The organism is Streptomyces sp. NPDC025806 (assembly GCF_055558275.1).
Map to the genome: position 1 here is coordinate 1 of NZ_JBVHMU010000031.1, position 16,843 is coordinate 16,843.

Annotated in this window: 12 protein-coding genes and 1 riboswitch; of the genes, 6 read left to right on the top strand and 6 right to left on the bottom strand. The window is 73.4% G+C overall.

Annotation, left to right across the window (positions count from 1 at the left end; all coding sequences use genetic code 11):
* Positions 1 to 211: 211 nt before the first annotated feature.
* Positions 212 to 2,773, bottom strand: a complete 2,562-nt coding sequence (locus tag ACZ4E1_RS37755) for an alpha/beta fold hydrolase (RefSeq protein WP_467548167.1) — start codon at positions 2,771 to 2,773, stop codon at positions 212 to 214.
* Between the two features lie 98 nt (positions 2,774 to 2,871).
* Between ACZ4E1_RS37755 and ACZ4E1_RS37760 the strand changes: the two genes are divergently transcribed.
* Complete coding sequence (locus tag ACZ4E1_RS37760) at positions 2,872 to 3,888, top strand: AraC family transcriptional regulator (protein ID WP_467548169.1); 1,017 nt, start codon at positions 2,872 to 2,874, stop codon at positions 3,886 to 3,888.
* Positions 3,889 to 4,031: 143 nt separating this feature from the next.
* Here ACZ4E1_RS37760 and ACZ4E1_RS37765 read toward each other — a convergent pair whose 3' ends face one another.
* Both ACZ4E1_RS37765 and ACZ4E1_RS37770 read right to left on the bottom strand, forming a co-directional pair.
* A complete protein-coding gene (locus ACZ4E1_RS37765; protein WP_467548171.1) occupies positions 4,032 to 4,265 on the bottom strand; it encodes a hypothetical protein in 234 nt (77 codons plus the stop codon).
* A gap of 77 nt (positions 4,266 to 4,342) precedes the next feature.
* Positions 4,343 to 5,524 carry an MBL fold metallo-hydrolase gene (locus ACZ4E1_RS37770; RefSeq protein WP_467548173.1) on the bottom strand — a complete coding sequence of 394 codons (1,182 nt, stop codon included), beginning with the start codon at positions 5,522 to 5,524 and terminating at the stop codon, positions 4,343 to 4,345.
* Positions 5,525 to 5,783: 259 nt separating this feature from the next.
* Between ACZ4E1_RS37770 and ACZ4E1_RS37775 the strand changes: the two genes are divergently transcribed.
* The 4 genes from ACZ4E1_RS37775 to ACZ4E1_RS37790 are packed head-to-tail and all read left to right on the top strand — an operon-like array spanning position 5,784 to position 11,837.
* A complete protein-coding gene (locus ACZ4E1_RS37775) occupies positions 5,784 to 6,941 on the top strand; it encodes an acyl-CoA dehydrogenase family protein (RefSeq protein WP_467548175.1) in 1,158 nt (385 codons plus the stop codon).
* Positions 6,938 to 8,554 carry a 5-guanidino-2-oxopentanoate decarboxylase gene (locus ACZ4E1_RS37780; RefSeq protein ID WP_467548177.1) on the top strand — a complete coding sequence of 539 codons (1,617 nt, stop codon included), beginning with the start codon at positions 6,938 to 6,940 and terminating at the stop codon, positions 8,552 to 8,554. Before ACZ4E1_RS37775 ends, ACZ4E1_RS37780 begins: the two co-directional genes overlap by 4 nt.
* Positions 8,551 to 9,738 carry a glutamate dehydrogenase gene (locus tag ACZ4E1_RS37785; RefSeq protein ID WP_467548179.1) on the top strand — a complete coding sequence of 396 codons (1,188 nt, stop codon included), beginning with the start codon at positions 8,551 to 8,553 and terminating at the stop codon, positions 9,736 to 9,738. The genes ACZ4E1_RS37780 and ACZ4E1_RS37785 overlap by 4 nt, the downstream gene beginning before the upstream one ends.
* Positions 9,735 to 11,837, top strand: coding sequence for an acetate--CoA ligase family protein (locus ACZ4E1_RS37790; RefSeq protein ID WP_467548181.1), 2,103 nt, complete (start codon positions 9,735 to 9,737; stop codon positions 11,835 to 11,837). The genes ACZ4E1_RS37785 and ACZ4E1_RS37790 overlap by 4 nt, the downstream gene beginning before the upstream one ends.
* A 536-nt stretch (positions 11,838 to 12,373) precedes the next feature.
* On the opposite strand, the gene ACZ4E1_RS37795 is transcribed toward ACZ4E1_RS37790, so the two are convergent.
* A complete protein-coding gene (locus ACZ4E1_RS37795) occupies positions 12,374 to 13,969 on the bottom strand; it encodes an APC family permease (RefSeq protein ID WP_467548183.1) in 1,596 nt (531 codons plus the stop codon).
* 277 nt (positions 13,970 to 14,246) lie between these two features.
* Between ACZ4E1_RS37795 and ACZ4E1_RS37800 the strand changes: the two genes are divergently transcribed.
* Positions 14,247 to 14,861 (top strand): TetR/AcrR family transcriptional regulator, encoded by a 615-nt coding sequence (locus tag ACZ4E1_RS37800; protein WP_467548185.1) that lies wholly within the window; start codon positions 14,247 to 14,249, stop codon positions 14,859 to 14,861.
* A gap of 51 nt (positions 14,862 to 14,912) precedes the next feature.
* On the opposite strand, the gene ACZ4E1_RS37805 is transcribed toward ACZ4E1_RS37800, so the two are convergent.
* On the bottom strand, positions 14,913 to 15,731 hold the full coding sequence (locus ACZ4E1_RS37805) for an SGNH/GDSL hydrolase family protein (protein WP_467548187.1): 819 nt from the start codon (positions 15,729 to 15,731) through the stop codon (positions 14,913 to 14,915).
* A gap of 123 nt (positions 15,732 to 15,854) precedes the next feature.
* Positions 15,855 to 16,586 carry a M23 family metallopeptidase gene (locus ACZ4E1_RS37810; protein ID WP_467548189.1) on the bottom strand — a complete coding sequence of 244 codons (732 nt, stop codon included), beginning with the start codon at positions 16,584 to 16,586 and terminating at the stop codon, positions 15,855 to 15,857.
* Positions 16,587 to 16,591: 5 nt separating this feature from the next.
* Positions 16,592 to 16,784: riboswitch (cyclic di-AMP (ydaO/yuaA leader) on the bottom strand.
* Between the last annotated feature and the right edge of the window lie 59 nt (positions 16,785 to 16,843).

The following is a 16,843-nucleotide window of genomic DNA, read 5'->3' on the forward strand; positions in this document are numbered from 1 at the left end:
GGCCGGTTCGGCGATTGATGCCGATGATCCGACTAGCTTCTCTGATGCTCACCCCCTGGCTAACGAGTTCAAGGAACTTCCGTCGCTCCTCGACCAGGGGGCGGCCCGGTGCCGTCTTCCTCAAGTTCATCGCGTTCCCGAAGATCGGGTGTTGCGACGTTCAGTAGAACCCAAGGGTGCACGGCGGGGCGCGGGCGGGGTGGGTCAGGGGTCAGTCGGTGGTGGGGGTGTGATGGTGCAGGCGCAGCCAGGTGTCGAGGTGTTCGTACGCGCTCCGGCGCACGCCGGGCAGGGAGAGGAAGACGTCGTGCCGGGCGTCGGTGACGGGGACGTCGGAGGTGTCGCCGCCGAGGCCGGCCGCCGTCCAGCGGGCGATCTGCCGGACGTCGAGGACGGTGTCCGCCCGGTCGCTGCGCTCGCTGTAGCGCAGCGAGTAGTGCGTCTTGTCGGAGCGCAGGACGAGGGACGGGACACCGACGTCGACCCCCTGGTGCAGGGCGGCGTGTCCGCGGCGCACGGCGTTGAGCCAGCCGATGGTGACGGGGAATCCGTCGAGCGGCTTGAGGTCGACGTCGTACTCCCATTCGCCGGTGCCGCTGGTGTGCAGGGTGCGGCCGTAGACCCCGCCCGGGAGGTTCAGCGCCTGGAAGGGGCGCACGCGCGCGAGGGCGCGCAGGGCCCAGGTGAGGGGCCCGCGCATGAACGGCTTGCCCTGGAGGTCGAACCAGGGGCTGTTGAGCACCAGGCCGCTCACCGCGCTCGGGCGCCCGGCGCGGCGGCGCCGGTCCAGGTAGAGCGGCGCCACGAGGCCGCCGGTGGAGTGGGCGGCGAGCACGACGGGCAGGTCCGGGTGCTCTTCGGCGATCAGTTCGAGGGCCTGGTCCAGCTCGGCGTCGTACAGGGCGAGGTCGGACACGTAGTGGGCGGTCTGGCCCGGGCGCCGGGCGCGTCCGCACTTGCGCAGGTCCAGGCCGTAGAAGGCGAGTCCGCGCGCGGCGAAGAAGTCGGCCAGCTCGGTCTGGAAGAAGTAGTCGGAGAAGCCGTGCACGTAGAGGACGGCGCCGGTGACCGGCTCGTCGGGGCGGACGATACGGCGGACGAGGACGGCGCGGGCCTCGCCCTCGCCGTCGGGGTCGGGGCCCAGGTCGATGACGCGCTGCGCGTAGCCCTCGCCGAGCAGGTCGGGCTGCCAGTCGGCGGCGCCGCTGTCGGCCGTGTCCGGTGCCGTGACGGGCTTGAGGCTGCGGCCGAGGTCGGTGCGCAGCGTGGTGAGGGCGTCGAGCACGTAGTTCTGCCGCATCCGCCACGGGCTGCGGTCGCCCTGGTGCGGGAAGGATCCGGCGGCGCGCTGGATGTAGCCGGAGGCCAGATCGAGGAGGGGGCGCGGGGTGAGCGCGCGGTCGGGGCGGGGTGCGACGGCGGGGTGGCCCTCGCGGTCCATCCAGGTCAGCACCTTGCAGACGAGGCGGTGGGTGAGGTCGGCGCGCAGGGTCCAGGAGGCGTTCGTGTAGCCGACGCAGACGGCGAAGTTGGGGATGCCGCTGATCATGGCGCCCTGCCAGATGAAGCGTTCGGAGAGGTCGGCCTCCTCCCCGTCGACGCGTGGCCGGATACCGCCGAAGGGCAGCAGTCGCAGGCCCGTGGCGGTGACCACGATGTCGGCGGGGAGCACCTCGCCGGAGCGCAGCCGGACGCCCTCGGGCACGAAGCGGTCGATGTGGTCGGTGACCACGCGCGCGGTGCCGGCGCGTACGGCCTTGAAGAGGTCGCCGTCCGGGACGGCGCACAGCCGCTGGTCCCAGGGGTCGTACGCCGGGGTGAAGTGCTCAGCGACGAGTCCGGCGTCGCCGACGCCCTTGGTGGCGAGCCGTCCGAGGATCTTGCGGGCGGACTCGGGGCGGCGCCGGCAGTACTGGTAGAAGGCCGTGGTGAAGGCGATGTTCTTGGCGCGCACGGCGCGGTGGGCCAGGCCTTCGGGCAGCACCGAGCGGGCGCGGTCGGCGAGCTTGTCGCGCTGCGGCACGGATCCGATCCAGGTGGGGCTGCGCTGGAGCATGGTGACGTGGGCGGCGGCCTTGCCGCTGCGCCCGTCCTGCCGCCCCGTGGTGTCTTCGAGCAGGGAGGGCACGAGGGTGACGGCCGTGGCCCCGGAGCCCACGACGACGACCCGCTTGCCGCCGTGGTCGAGGTCCTCGGGCCAGAACTGCGGATGCACGACCTGTCCGCGGAAGTCCTCGGCGCCCTCGAACACGGGCGCGTGCGGGTGCTCGTAGTCGTAGTAGCCACCGCAGGAGTAGAGGAAGTCGCAGCTCAGGGTCGTGCGGGTGCCGTCGCGGGGGTTCTCGACGGTGAGTGTCCAGCGGCTGGTCGCGGTGCTGAAGTCGGCGCCGACGACCCTGCTGGAGTAGCGGATGCGCCGGTCGATGCCGAAGGCTTCGGCGGTCTCCCGGATGTAGCGCAGGATCGAGGCGCCGTCCGCGAGCGACTTCCCGTCGCGCCAGGGCCGGAAGGGGTAGCCGAGGGTGTACATGTCGGAGTCGGAGCGGACGCCGGGATAGCGGAACAGGTCCCAGGTGCCGCCGAGGTCCTCACGCGCTTCGAGCACGGTGTACGTGGCACCGGGGCGGGCCGTCTGGATCCGGTGGGCCGCGCCCACGCCGGACAGGCCCGCGCCCACGATCACGATGTTCACGTGCTCGGTCGGGGCGGCGGCGGACGTGTCCTGCGGCGCGGCGTCCGCGCCCTGGGCCGGGGAGAGCGGTGTGAGGGACATGGCACTCAGTGTCCGATGCGGGCGCCTCCTTTTCTTGCCCGAGGGCGACATAGATTTACCCGAGGGCGACACGGCCCGGCGGGGAACAGGGGGCTCCGATGTACATCAGGTCGGCGGCGCTGCGTGGATTCCGGTCGACGGTGGGTGAGCTGGGCGGTGACGGGGCCCGGTTCGCACGGGCCGCCGGACTCGACGTGTCGGCCCTGGACAGCGACGACGAGCTGATCCCGGAGCAGGCGGTGGCGACGGCACTGGAGGTCGCCGCGTACGAGCTGCGCTGCCCGGATCTGGGGCTGCGGATGGCGACGCGGCAGGACCTCTCGATGCTGGGTTCGCTCGCGGTGGCGCTGCAGCACTCGCCGACGCTCGGCGACGCCCTGGAGTGCACGTCCCGCTACCTCTTCGTGCACAGCCGGTCCCTGACGCTCACGCTCGGGGACGACCCGGCCGGCGAGCCCGGCACGGGCGCGCTGTTGTACGGGCCCGCGACCTCGGCGGGGCCGGTGCAGGGCACGGACTGCGGGCTCGGCTTCGTGCACCGCACGATCGGTTTCCTGTGCGGCGGGCCGTACGGGCTGCGCGGGGTGGAGCTGCCGTACCGCCCGGCCGCGCCGCTCTCCGCGCACGAGGCGTTCTTCGGGGCGCCGGTGCACATCGGTCGGGTCCAGGGGTACGCCGCGCTGCGCTTGCCGCGCACGCTGCTTCACCGCCCGATCGGCCGGGTCAACGAGAACCTGCGCCGGCTCGCGCTCGCCTACCTCGACGAGCAGGCGCGGGGCGTGACGGACACGGTGACGGCGCGGGTGCGAGCGGCCATCCAGGAGTCCCTGGCCACGGGCTCGGCGTCGACGCGCACGGTGGCCTCGCTCCTCGCCCTGCACCCGCGCACGCTCCAACGGCACCTGGAGGCGGAGGGCACGACCTTCGGCGCACTGCTGGACGACGTCCGCCGCCACACGGCCCGCCGCCTCCTCCTGACCACGACCCTCCCGATCGGCCAGATCGCCGCCCTCCTGGGCTTCGCCGAACAGTCGGCCCTGTCCCGCGCGGCACGCCGCTGGTGGAACGCGTCGCCACGGGGGGTGCGGGCGGAGGGGTCGAGTGCGGGCGAGTGACCCGCTCGATGGGACCTCGCCCTGCGGAGATCCGCGACGCCCCCCTTCAGGGGCTGCAGCAAAGCGCCGAGAGGCGTAGGTGGCGCCGACTCGGCCGATCGCTCGGGGCGACGACGGAACGGCCCGGAGACGGAGCCGTCCGGTCAGTCCTCCGGGCGGAGTCGGGCGCGGGCGGCTTCGAGTCGCTGGGCGTAGTCGGGTGCGAACAGTGCGGGGAGGGTCTTGTCCAGCGTGCCGGCGATCCGGTGGATGGGTGCCCAGACCGCCGGGTCGTCGACCACCCGGCTGAGATCGGTCATCTGGAGCTTCTCCAGCCAGTGCGACAGCACCAGTGCCTCGTCAGCCGTGAGCTTGATCGTCACGTGGTCGTCCGTCATGCGCGCCCCTCGTCCGCGACGCGATCCGCTCGCGTCCTGCTCCCCCGGCGGGCATTCCGCTCGCGACGGGCCTCGCCTCAGTACCCCGCCACCGCCACCTCCGTATCGTCCGTGCCCGTCTTCGGTCCCGCCGGCGGGACCGGCCAGCCGCCCTGCGGGATCGTCGCCACCGGGCGCCACCACTGCTCCGTCGGCAGGGCCCGCGCCGCGGGCTCGAAGGGCTCGCCGGGGCGCGGGAGCGCGATGCGGGCCGCGGCGCGGCGGGCCGCCGTGACCGTGCCCTCGCCGGGCTCGGTCCAGGCGTGCGGGGCCAGGTTGAACGTCGCCCAGTGGATCGGCAGCATGGGCCCGGAGACCGGCCCGCCCTGGAGGTCGAGGTGGGCTCGCAGGCCCTCCTCGGGGGTCATGTGGATGTCCGGCCACCACGTGGAATATGCGCCGATCTGGATCATCGTCACGTCGAACGGGCCGTGCTCGGCGCCGATGTCCTGGAAGCCTCGGAAGTACCCGGTGTCCCCGCTGTGGTAGACGCGGTGGTCGGGGCCCGCGGCGACCCAGGAGGCCCACAGGGTGTGCTGCGCGTTGCGCAGGCCGCGACCGCAGAAGTGGCGGGCGGGCGTCGCGGTGAGGGTCACCCCCGCGACCTCGGTCGACTCGTGCCAGTCCAGCTCGCGCAGCCGGTCGGCGGGCACACCCCAGTGCTCCAGGTGCGCGCCGACGCCGAGCGGCACGGCGAACACGGTGTCGGTGTCGGCCAGCGCCTTGATGGTCGGCATGTCCAGGTGGTCGTAGTGGTCGTGCGAGATCACTACCACGTCGACCGGGCCGAGCGCGGCAAGCGGCAGCGGCACGGGGTGCAGCCGCTTGGGCCCGGCGAAGGGGAACGGGGAGCAGCGCTCGCCCCAGACGGGGTCGAACAGCACGCGCGCGCCGTCGATCTCGGCGAGCGCGCTGGAGTGCCCCATCCAGGTGATCCGCAGCCCGGTGGTGGGCGGCTTGGACAGGTCGGCGAGGGTCGTGGCGTGCACCGGGACGGTGCCGGAGGGGGCGCGGCGCAGGCGCTCCTCCTTGCGGAAGTAGACCTTCGCGAACTCGACCATGGAGCCTTCGGGGCGGGTCCGGGCGCCCTCCGGATTGCGGAACGAGCCGTCCGAGAAGTTCGGCGACCTGCGGATGCGGTCCAGGCGGGCCCCGGCGGGCTCGGCACCGAAGGATGCGGGCTGCAGCGAGCGCAGTCCGGAACTCAGCGAACGTGACACGGCGCCTCCCGACGATCGATCAGGCTCCCATTATGTGCGGCCCCGCCGACAACGCGCCGGGGCCCTTGCGTCCGTAGGCCCGGCGCCCGCTCCGGCCCCACCCGTGCGTTCCTGCCGACCCCACCCCCGCACCCGCTCCGGCCCCGCCCTCACGAACTGATCCATCATTCAGTATCCGGTCCATTGACAGCGCTCTCCGAGGCTCCAGATACTGACTCACGATTCAGTAGAGCCGCTTGGCAGTCCCCTTGGAGGCATCGTGTCGGAGCTCCCCACCGAACTGGTCCCGCTCAGCCCCGAACAACTCGCCGTGGTCGATCTCGCCCGGACCTTCGCGACCGAGGAGATCCGCCCGCGCGCGCGGGCCGTGGACGAGGCGGACGTGGAGACGCCCTGGGACCTGTGGCACAAGGCCGCCAAGGTCGGCATCACCGGGTTCATGCTTCCCGAGGAGTACGGGGGCGGCGGCTTCACCGACGTCTTCACGCAGTGCCTCGTCCAGGAGGAGCTGTGCGTCGGCGACCTCGGCATCGGCAATCTGCTCTGCTCCAACGGCTTCTTCGCCGACCCGGTCCTGGAGCTGGGCACCGAGGAGCAGAAGCGGGCCTGGCTGACGCCGCTGGCAGGTCCGGACACCCCCATGACCTCCCTGGCGACGACCGAGCCGGGCTCGGGCTCCGACGCCGCGTCCATCACGACGACGGCCGCCCGCACCGAGGGCGGCTATGTGCTGAACGGCCAGAAGGCGTGGATCTCGAACGCCGGCGAGGCCGACTTCTACGTGGTGTTCGCGAAGACCGACCCCACGCTGCGCTCGCGCGGGGTGAGCGCCTTCCTGCTGCGCAAGGACACCCCCGGGATCGGCTTCGGCGAGCCGATGCGCAAGATGGGCCAGCGCGCGATCGTGTGCCGCGAGGTCTTCCTGACCGACGTCTTCGTCCCCGAGGAGCAGCGGCTCGGCGCGGAGGGCGAGGGCTTCGTCGGCCTGATGCGTACCTTCGACATCTCGCGCACCGTGCTGGGCGCGGCGGCCACCGGTGTGGCCCGGGCCGCCTATGAGTACGCGCGCGACTATGCGCGCACGCGCGTGCAGTTCGGCAAGCCGATCGTCGAGCACCAGGCGGTCGCGTTCCGCCTCGCCGACATGCGCACCCGCATCGAGCAGTCGCGTCTGATGACCTGGCGCGCGGCCCGCCGGATCGACGCCGGTCTGGACGCCACGGCGGAGGCCGCCATGGCGAAGCTCACCGCGTCGGAGACGGCCGCGTACTGCACGTGGGCGGCCGTGCAGACGCTGGGCGGCTGGGGCTACTCGCGCGAGTACCCCGTCGAGCAGTGGATGCGCGACGCCAAGCTGGAGGAGATCGAGGAAGGCACCTCGGACATCATGCGCCTGGTCATCTCGAGGTCGCTGTGACGGCCGGGCCAGAGCACCTCACCGGCGGCGAGGCGGTCGTCCGCGCCCTCGCCGCGCACGGGGTCACGCACGCCTTCGGCATCCCGGGCACCCACAACCTGGAGATCTACCGGCATCTGACCGCCCACGGGATCGCCCATGTCGCCCCGCGTCACGAACAGGGCGCGGGCTACGCGGCGGACGCCTACGCGCGCGTGACGGGCACCCCGGGCGTCGCGATCACCACGACGGGACCCGCGCTGCTCAACATCGCGGCGGCCGTGGGCCAGGCCTACTCGGACAGCGTGCCGCTGCTCGTCGTGTCGCCGGGGATGCCGCTGCGCCATCCGAGCCGCGCCACCGGCCTGCTGCACGAGATGCGCAGTCAGACCGACGCGCTGCGCGGGGTCGCCGCGTTCAGCCACCGGGTGACGTCGGTGGCCGAGATCGGGGCGGCCGTGGCGCGGGCGTTCACACTCTTCCGCACGGGCCGGCCGCGCCCCGTGCACATCGAGGTGCCCCTGGACCTGCTGGGCGCGCTGGAGCCCGCCGGGCCGCGGCTCCTGGCGCCCCCGGCGGCGCCGCCCGCCCCGGACGCGTCCGCGCTCGCGTCGGCCGCCTCGCTCCTGGCGTCGGCCGAGCGTCCGGCGCTGGTGCTGGGCGGCGGCGCGCGCGGAGCCGCCGACCTGTGCCTGGCCCTCGCGGAGCGGCTCGGCGCGCCGGTGGCGACGACGGCGAACGGCAAGGCGATCGTCGACGAACGGCATCCGCTGTCGCTCGGCGTCTCGCTGCACAGCCCCGCCGTGCAGAAGTGGCTGGCGTCGCGCGACGTGGTCCTGGCCGTCGGCACGGAGCTGGCCGAGGCCGACCTGTGGACAGAACTGCCGCCGCTGCAGGGCGCGTTGATCCGGGTCGACGTCGATCCGGCGCAGATGTACGGCGACCATCCGGCGGACGTCCCCCTGGTGGGCGACGCGGAAGTGGCCCTGAGCGGCCTGTTGGACGCGCTCGAAGGCCCCGCACGGCGCACCCCCGCCGAAGCGCAGTCGGCCGACACCCCGGCCGCCCTGCGCACGGCCCGCGACGACGAGACCCGCGCGCGTGACGCCCTGTGGCGCCCCTACCTGGACGCGATCGGCACCGTCCTCGCCCCGGACGCGATCGTGACCTCCGACAGCGCCCAGTGCTGCTACTACGGGGCGCTGCCGCATCTGCGCCTCGGCGCGCGGGCCCGCTATCTCCACCCGACCGGGTTCGGCACCCTCGGCTACGCCCTGCCCGCCGCGATCGGCGCCAAGACCGCGCGCCCTGAGCGCCAGGTCGTGGCCCTCAGCGGCGACGGCGGCCTGCAGTTCAGCGTCCAGGAGCTGGCCACGGCGGCCCAGTCGGGGCAGCCGCTGCCCGTCGTCGTGTTCGACAACGCGGGCTACGGCGAGATCCGCGACGAGATGAACGCCCGCGGCGACACTGCGCTCGCCGTCGACCACGCGCGCGTGGACCTGCCCGCGCTCGCCCGCGCCTACGGAGGCCACGGCGCCACGGCCCGCTCCCCCGAAGAGCTGGCCCGCCTCCTGGACCACGCCCTGACCGTGCCGGGCCCCACCCTCATCACCGTTCCCGAGGAGACCGCATGACCACGCCCACGCCCCCGCTGATCCAGTTGACCTGGACCGACCACGTCACGGGCCGCACCGGCCACCTGGTCGTGGACCGTCTCGTCCGCGGTGTCTCCAGCGGCGGCCTGCGCATGCGCGCGGGCTGCACCCTGGAGGAGGTCGCGGGCCTCGCGCGCGGCATGACGATGAAGGAGGCGCTGCACTACAACCCGCAGGGCCGCTACATCCCGCTCGGCGGCGCCAAGGGCGGTATCGACTGCGACCCGCGCGACCCCGAGGCGTACGGCGTTCTGGTGCGCTACCTGCGGGCGATGCGCCCGTACGTCGAGTCGTTCTGGACGACCGGCGAGGACCTCGGCCTGACGCAGGACCTGGTGGACCGGGCGGCGGAGGAGGCGGGGCTCGTCTCGTCGATCCAGGCCGTGTATCCGCTGCTCGACGACGAGGCGAGCGCCCGCGCGCGCCTCGCGGACGCGTTCGCCGTCGAGGTCGACGGGATCGGCCTGGACGAGCTGGTGGGCGGCTGCGGTGTCGCCGAGTCCGTGCTGGTGGCTCTCGACCGGGCCGGGGTGCCGTACGCGGGCACCCGGGTCTCGCTCCAGGGCTTCGGCACGATGGGCGGCGCCACGGCCCGCTTCCTGGCCCGCGCGGGGCTGCTGATCGTGGCTGTCGCGGACCTCAAGGGCACGATCGTCAACGAGGCGGGGCTCGACGTCGAGGCGCTGCTCGCCGCGCGGGACGCGTACGGCACCGTGGACCGCGCGGCGCTGCGCCCCGAGGACCGTGAACTGCCCGGCGACGCCTGGCTGTCGGCCGACGCGGACGTGCTGGTGCCGGCCGCCGTGTCGTACGCGGTCGACGCCGGGAACCAGGAGCGGGTGACCGCGCGTTGGATCGTCGAGGCGGCCAACATGCCGGTGCTGGCCGACGCGGAGGAGCTGCTCGCGCGGCGCGGCATCACCGTGCTGCCGGACGTGGTGGTCAACTCGGGGACGAACGCCTGGTGGTGGTGGACGCTGTTCGGTGACATCGGCGCGGACGCCGACGAGGCCTTCGCGTACATCCGCCGCTCCATGCGGGCGCTCATCGACCAGATGCTGGCCCGCGCGGAGGCCGACGGCACGACGCCGCGCGCCGCCGCGCACGCCATCGTGGCCGACCGGCTGCCCGTCATCGCGGAGCGGTTCGGGTGGTACAGGTGACCGGCCCGGCGCCGGCGAATCTGGACGCGCTGTACGACCCGGCCTCGGTCGCGGTCGTCGGCGCGTCCGACAACCCGGAGAAGTGGGGCTACTGGCTGGCCTCCGGGGCGCTGAGCGGCCGTGACCGGCGCGCCGTCCATCTGGTCAACCGCAGGGGCGGCCAGTTGGACGGCGCTCGGTTCCTGCCCGATCTGGCGGCGCTGCCGGCGCCGCCGGAGCACGTGGTCGTGGCGGTGCCGCCGCCGCACGTGCGGTCCGTCGTCTCCGAGGGGCTCGCGGCCGGGGCCCGGTGCTTCACCGTCATCACGTCGGGCGGTGCGGGCGCCGCCGAGGAGCGGGCGCTCGCGGAGCTGATCACCTCGCACGGCGCCCGGCTGCTCGGCCCCAACTGCATGGGCGTCGTCGACACGACCAGTCGGCTGCGGCTGAGCTGGGGCGACTTCCCTTCGGGCGGGCTCGGCCTGGTGTCGCAGAGCGGGAACCTCGCCCTGGAGATCGGCCGGCAGCTCGCGCGCGCGGGGCAGGGGTTCTCCCGCTTCGTGTCGCTGGGCAACCAGCGGGACATCGACGCGGCCGACGCCCTGGAATCCCTGATCGGGCACGCGCCCACGCGCGCGATCGCCGCGTACGTGGAGGACTTCCGGGACGGCCGGCGGCTCGCGCGCGTGCTCTCCGCCGCGCACGAGGCCGGAAAGCCGGTGCTACTCCTGACCGTGGGGCGCAGTGCGGCCTCCGGACGTGCGGCGGCCTCGCACACCGGCGCCCTCGTCAGCCCGTACGCGACCGTCGCCTCCATATGCCGGGACGCGGGCGCCCTGTTGCTGTCGTCGGCGGGCGAACTCGTCGACACAGCCGTGTATCTGATGGCGCGTGCCCTCCGCACGGGCGGGGCGGCTACGGGGCGTCCGGTTCCGCCGCGCCGGGTCGCGGTCGTCGGCGACAGCGGTGGCCAAGGCGCGCTGGCCGCCGACGCGTTCGCCGCCGCCGGCCTGGAAGTGCCGGGCCTGTCCGCGGAGACGATCGCGGCCCTGGACGACGCGCTCCCGCCGGGCGCGGGCCGCGACAATCCCGTCGACCTGGCCGGTGCCGGCGAGGCCGACCTGGGCAACTACGCGCGCGTGGCGGACGCCCTGCTGCGTGGTGGTGACGCCGATGCGGTCGTCCTGACCGGCTACTTCGGCGACTACGCGTCGGCCAACCCGGCGCAGGCCGCCCGCGAGTGCGAGGTCGCCCACGCCCTGGCCGACGCGGCGGCCTCGGCGGGCCGGGACCTGATCGTCCACACGATGGCCCGGGACACGGCGGCCCTCGCCGTGCTGCGCGAGCGCGGCGTGCCCGTCTACGAGCGCGTCGAACAGGCCGTGACCGCCCTTTCCGGCGCGGCCCTGCTGGCCGCGCGCGGCCCCGACGCGCCGAAGGACACACCCACGGCCTCCGCCGCGTACCCGCTCGACGACGGCGGCTACGAGCACGTGCGGGAACTACTCGCCTCCTACGGGGTGTCGTTCCCGGTCGCCTCCTTCGTGGAGGACGCCGACGCGGCCGTGCGCGCCGCGGAGCGCACGGGGTACCCCTTGGTGCTCAAGGCGATGGGGCTCGCGCACAAGACGGAGGCGGGCGGTGTGGCCCTGGGCCTCGCCGACGAGGCCGCGCTGCGGGGCGCGTTCGCGCGGATGCGGGAGGCGACGGGGGCGGCGCGGTACGCGGTCGAGGCGATGGCCACTCCGCCGTACGCGCACGAGCTGATCGTCGGGGTGCGGCGGGACGCGGCGTTCGGCCCGGTCGTCGTGGTCGGCGCCGGCGGTGTCACCGCCGAACTCGACGCCGACACGGCCTCGGCCCTGGCCCCGCTCACGCCCGCACGCGCGCGTGAGCTGCTGCTCGGGCTGCGGCGGGCCCCGCTGCTGACCGGGTGGCGGGGCGCGCCCGGCGTCCACCTGGAGGCGGCAGCGGCGGCGGTGTGCGCCGTTGCCCAGGCGGCGGCCGACCACCCGGAGCTGGCCGAACTGGAGGTCAACCCGCTCCTGGTGCACCCGGGCGGCGCCCTGGCCCTGGACGCGCACGCCGTCCTGGACGTGGGGAGCACTCCGGTGCGATGAGATGAACCGCAGCGCATGAAGGTCCCGCCCGGCCATGGCCCGGCGGGGCCTTTCCCCTGTGCCCCGGCCCGGCCGGCGAACCGCCGTAGACGCCGTAGACGCCGTGGACGCCGAGCGTCCTCCCCGGGTGGTCCGCCGTGGGAGCTGGTCGCGCCCGCGCGCCGGAGCCTCACATCGACACAGCCCCGCGCCCCTTATGGGGGCACTCCCTAGCCCGGCCTGCCACGCCCGGCGGCGGATGGCGCACCACACGAGGCGAACAGGCCGAGCAGCAGACGCTGCTCGGCCTTCATCGCGGGGAATGCGACCCGAAGGGTCCGCATTCCAGGGGCGTAGGGCTGTGTCGTGAGCGGCTCAGCCGCGGAGCGCGGCCGGCCACGACGAGAGCGGCGGCCGACCGCCCGACCGGCAGCATCCCCCCGCGGCAAAGCCGCACACCGACACAGCCCCCACCCGGCGAGACGCCCCGTGACGCACGAGGGATCCCGCACGGCCGGAGCCGGGCGGGATCCTCTGTACGCGGGCGGCGCGTCTCGTCACTCGCCGGTCAGGACGTCCTCGCGGTCCGACACCCCACGGGCCCGCTGCGCCGCCCGCGCCTTGCGGCCCGACGCGTAGAAGAGGAGGCCGATGCCGACGAACAGGAGCAGCGGGAGGACCTGGCTCAGGGTGTACTCCGCGCGCTGGCCCGCGAAGGACGCGGGCAGCGAGTCGGCCGCGTTGCCGTCCGTGCCGAACCAGCCGACGCCGAAGCCGGGCCAGATCAGCACGACCACGGTGAAGGCGACCAGGCCGGTGGCCAGTGCGGCGACGATCCAGGTGCCCAGGCGGCCACCCGGTACGGCGTAGGGCCGGGGCTGGTTCGGGTACTTGCGGCGCAGCACGACGAGGCTGGGGAAGATGACGACGTACGAGATGAAGGTCGTGCAGATCGTCAGGCCCAGGCCGGCCGCGAAGTACTTCTCCCCGTTCCCGTCGGTCAGGTTCAGGGCGACGACGAACAGGATCGAGGCGAGCACGGCGGACAGGATGTTGACCCGTACCGGTGTGCCGTGCTTCTCGGAGATGTGGCCGATCCAGGCGGGGCCGGCGCCGTCCGCGCAGGCCACGGCCTGGGCGCGGTGGGCGCCCATGGCCCAGGTGACACCGGAGGTGAGCAGGCCGATGATGAGGCCGGCCGCGGCGACCGCGCCGAACAGGGAGCCGAGACCGGTGAGGGTGACGGTGCCGTCGGCCGCGATGGAGCCGCCGTAGACGGTGAAGACGGCCTTGCAGGCGTCGATGAAGCCGCCGAGGCTGCCGATCTCCTTGCCGGGCAGGACGAACAGGATGCCGAGGATCGGGCCGCCGTAGAGGAGCACGGCGGCGAGGCCGGAGCGCAGGATCGACAGCGGGATGTCGCGGCGGGGGTTCTTCATCTCCTCGGCGGCGGAGCTGGGCAGTTCGAAGCCGACGTAGTTGAAGATGAGGACGGGGACCAGCGCGACGAACCCGGCGTACGTGGGGACGAACTCGCCCGCGGGCAGCGCGTGCACCCCGTGCTCCAGGGCGAAGATCACCACGGAGACGAGGAAGAAGCCGAGGAGCACGATGCGGGCGACGGCGCCCGCGATGGGCACCCACTTGCCGATGCGGACGGACTGCACGACGGCGAGGGCGCCGCCCCAGATGAAGATCAGGCCCGCCGCGTACTTCCAGAAGCCGGGCAGCGGGGTGAAGAACTCCTCCCAGGTGGTGAGGGCGATGATGCACAGGCTGCCGCCCACCCAGACCGGGTTGGAGATCCAGTACAGGAGCTGGTTGACGCCGGCGACGAGCCGGCCGAAGGCCAGCCGGGTCCAGACGTAGGGGCCGCCCTGCACGGGGAACGCCGAGCCGAGTTCGGCGACGAGCAGGCCGTAGGGCAGGAAGAACACGAGGGCGAGGATCGCCATCCAGGTGATGCCCTGCGGGCCCTGGGCGGCGACGGAGCCGATCGTGTCGAGTCCGACGAGGGTGCAGATGAGGAAGAACAGCACGTCCAGGCGGCGCAGATCCTTGCGCAGCCGGGAACGCTGCTCGCCCCAGCCCTCGGAGAGGTCGGGGGTGTCCGGGGCGGGCGGGGGCGTGGGAACGGGCGGCGCTTGGGTCACTGAGGGCTCCTGGCGACGACAGGACTGCTCGGTCGGGGACGGCGGTGCGGGCGGCCGGGGAGACCGCGGGTGCTTCTCGGGGACCGGCTATTGACTGAATGGCCAGTCAGTAGAGAGCGGGTAGGTGGACTGTGGCGCGCGCCACGAGAAGGTGTCAAGAGCCGTGCACGAAGCGGTTGGGAACGCGACCGCGCACGTGGCGCCGGACCCCGCCCCGCGCACCGGCCCGACGCGATCCCGGATGCCGCTTCGCCGCGACGGCAACTAGGGTGACCGGGTGACCAGAGTCCGGTTGAGCGTGGCCGAGCGGCGCGAAGAGCTGCTGCGGGCCGCCATCGAGCAGATCGAGGCGCGCGGGGTCGCCGCCGTGCGCATCGCCGACGTGGCCTCGGCGCTCGGCGTGAGCAACGCGCTGGTGCTGTACCACTTCTCGACGAAGGAGAAGCTCGTCGCGGCGGCGTTCACCTACGCCGCCGAGGGCGACCTCGCGCATCTGCGCAAGCTGCTGGGCCGCCGCACGAGCGCCCTCAAGCGGCTGCGGGCGGCGGTGCGCTGGTACGGGCCGACGGGGCAGGCCAAGGGCTGGCGGCTGTGGATCGAGGGCTGGGCGGCGGCTCTGCGCGAGGACGCGCTGCGGGAGGTCACCCGGGATCTGGACCGCCGCTGGAAGGCCGCGCTGGCCGAGGTGATCTCGGAGGGGGTCGCGGCGGGCGAGTTCACGTGCGCCGACCCGATGGCGTCGGCTCTGCGCGTGACGGCGCTGCTCGACGGTCTGGCCGTGCAGATGACGGCGTACGACACGGCGGTGTCCCGGGCCCGGACGCAGGAGTGGGCGGACGAGGCGCTGGCCCGTGAACTGGGGCTCGACCGGGCCGAGTTGACCCGCGCCTGAGCCTGAGAGGCGGATCCCGGCACCCGCGGGCGCGGGTGCCGGGATCGTCACTCAGGAGGCGGACTCCAGGTGGGCCTTGATGGTGTGCGGGTCGAGGATGCCCTTGGCCTCCACGCGGTCGCCGGAGGACTCGCCGCGCAGGCGGCGGCCGATCCAGGGCACGAGGAACTCGCGGGCCCAGTGGATGTCGTCGCGCCGCACCTCGAAGGTGCCGCGCGGCGGCAGTGGGGGCCACGCCTGCTCCGGGTCGGCGGGCACGTCCACGCCGAGGACCTGTCCGGCGCGCAGGGCGACCCGGGTGTGCCCCTCGGGCGAGAGGTGCAGCCGGTCGTCGTCCCAGGCCCGGCGGTCCTGGACGGAGCGCAGGGACCACAGGTCGAGCACCGGGCAGCCGTACCGGTCGGCGATGGCGCGCACGTGCATGTTGTACGTGGCGATCTTGCCGCGCAGATGCTTGAGGACCGTGACGTCGCGGGTGTCGAAGCCCGTGGCGACGAGGACGGTCCCGGCGGCCTCGGAGAGCCGGGCCACGGCCTTCTCGAAGCGCTCGGCCACGTCGTCCGGGTCGGTGCCGGGGCGGATGATGTCGTTGCCGCCGGCGACCAGGCTCACCAGGTCGGGGGCGAGCTCCAGGGCCTTCGGCACCTGGTGCTCGACGATCTGGTCGATGAGCTTGCCGCGTACGGCCAGGTTCGCGTACTGGAACGTGTCCTCGGGGACCCGGTCGTCGAGGAGGACGGCGAGCCGGTCGGCCCAGCCCACGAAGCTGCCGTCGGGTCCGGGGTCCCCGACGCCTTCGGTGAAGCTGTCCCCCACCGCCACATAGGACCGAATCGTGCCGCCGCTGAGTGATCTCGATTCGTTTGCCACGACCACACATCCTTCACCCTGACCTGTGACCTACGCGACCGTAGCCAGGGGTTGACGAGTGGTGAGATACAGCACTCGGCGCCCGGGGAATATCCGGGCGCCGAGTGTGGATCACGCGTGGGGTCAGATGGAGACGCCGTGCGCGCGCAGGTACGCGACCGGGTCGACGTCCGAGCCGTAGTCCGGGGTGGTGCGGATCTCGAAGTGCAGGTGCGGGCCGGTCACGTTGCCGGTCGCGCCGGAGAGGCCGATCTGCGTGCCGGCGGAGACGGCCTGGCCGGCCGAGACGCCGAGCTGGGACAGGTGGGCGTACTGCGAGTAGTGGCCGTCGGCGTGCTGGATGACGACCTGGTTGCCGTACGCGCCGCCGTTGCCGGCGGAGACGACGGTGCCCGCAGCGATGGCCTTGATCGGGGTACCGGTGGGCACGACGAAGTCGGTGCCGGTGTGGTAGCCGCTGGACCACATGCTGCCGTTCTGGTGGTACGGCGTGCCCTCGGGCGCGTCGACCGGCTTCACGTAGGCGGCGGTGGAGGTGCTCGCCTGGGTGGCCGTGGTCTTCGCGGCGCCGCCGAGGGTGAGCTTCTCGCCGGGCTTGATCAGGCCGGCGTCGGAGCCGATCACGGACTTGTTGTCCGCGTAGAGCTTCTTCCAGCCGCCCTCGACGTTCTCCGCCTTGGCGATCTTGGAGAGCGTGTCGCCGGCCTTGACCGTGTAGGTCTGGGCGGTGGCGGCCTGCGCACCGGTGGCGCCGATCAGCGGCAGCGCGAGCGCGGCGCCACCGACGGTGACGACGGCGGCGGCGCGGCCGAGGCGGTGGGACTTCTGGCGGCGGTGCTTACCCTGTGCGGGCATGGCGGATTTCCTCTCCGTCGCCTGCGAGGTGAGCTGTCGGGTTCGGACGGGAGATGTCCGGCCGCGCCCTCGCCATTCCTGACAGGGACACGACTTCACCCCGAGCCGCTGTGGGGAATTCCCGGGCGGCGTTCTTGCCTGTGGGTCCCCCGCTCCTGCCGTCACGGGTCGTAGTGAGGAATCCGGCCGGCGGCAGGACTAGGCGTTCCGACCGGAATGAGCGTGACCGTAGGGCAGCAAGAAACGAAGCGACAAGT

Coding starts and splice junctions, on each gene's coding strand:
- ACZ4E1_RS37755 (WP_467548167.1), bottom strand. CDS start 2,773: ATGTCCCTCACACCGCTCTCCCCGGCCCAGGGCGCGGACGCCGCGCCG.
- ACZ4E1_RS37760 (WP_467548169.1), top strand. CDS start 2,872: ATGTACATCAGGTCGGCGGCGCTGCGTGGATTCCGGTCGACGGTGGGT.
- ACZ4E1_RS37765 (WP_467548171.1), bottom strand. CDS start 4,265: ATGACGGACGACCACGTGACGATCAAGCTCACGGCTGACGAGGCACTG.
- ACZ4E1_RS37785 (WP_467548179.1), top strand. CDS start 8,551: ATGACCACGCCCACGCCCCCGCTGATCCAGTTGACCTGGACCGACCAC.
- ACZ4E1_RS37810 (WP_467548189.1), bottom strand. CDS start 16,586: ATGCCCGCACAGGGTAAGCACCGCCGCCAGAAGTCCCACCGCCTCGGC.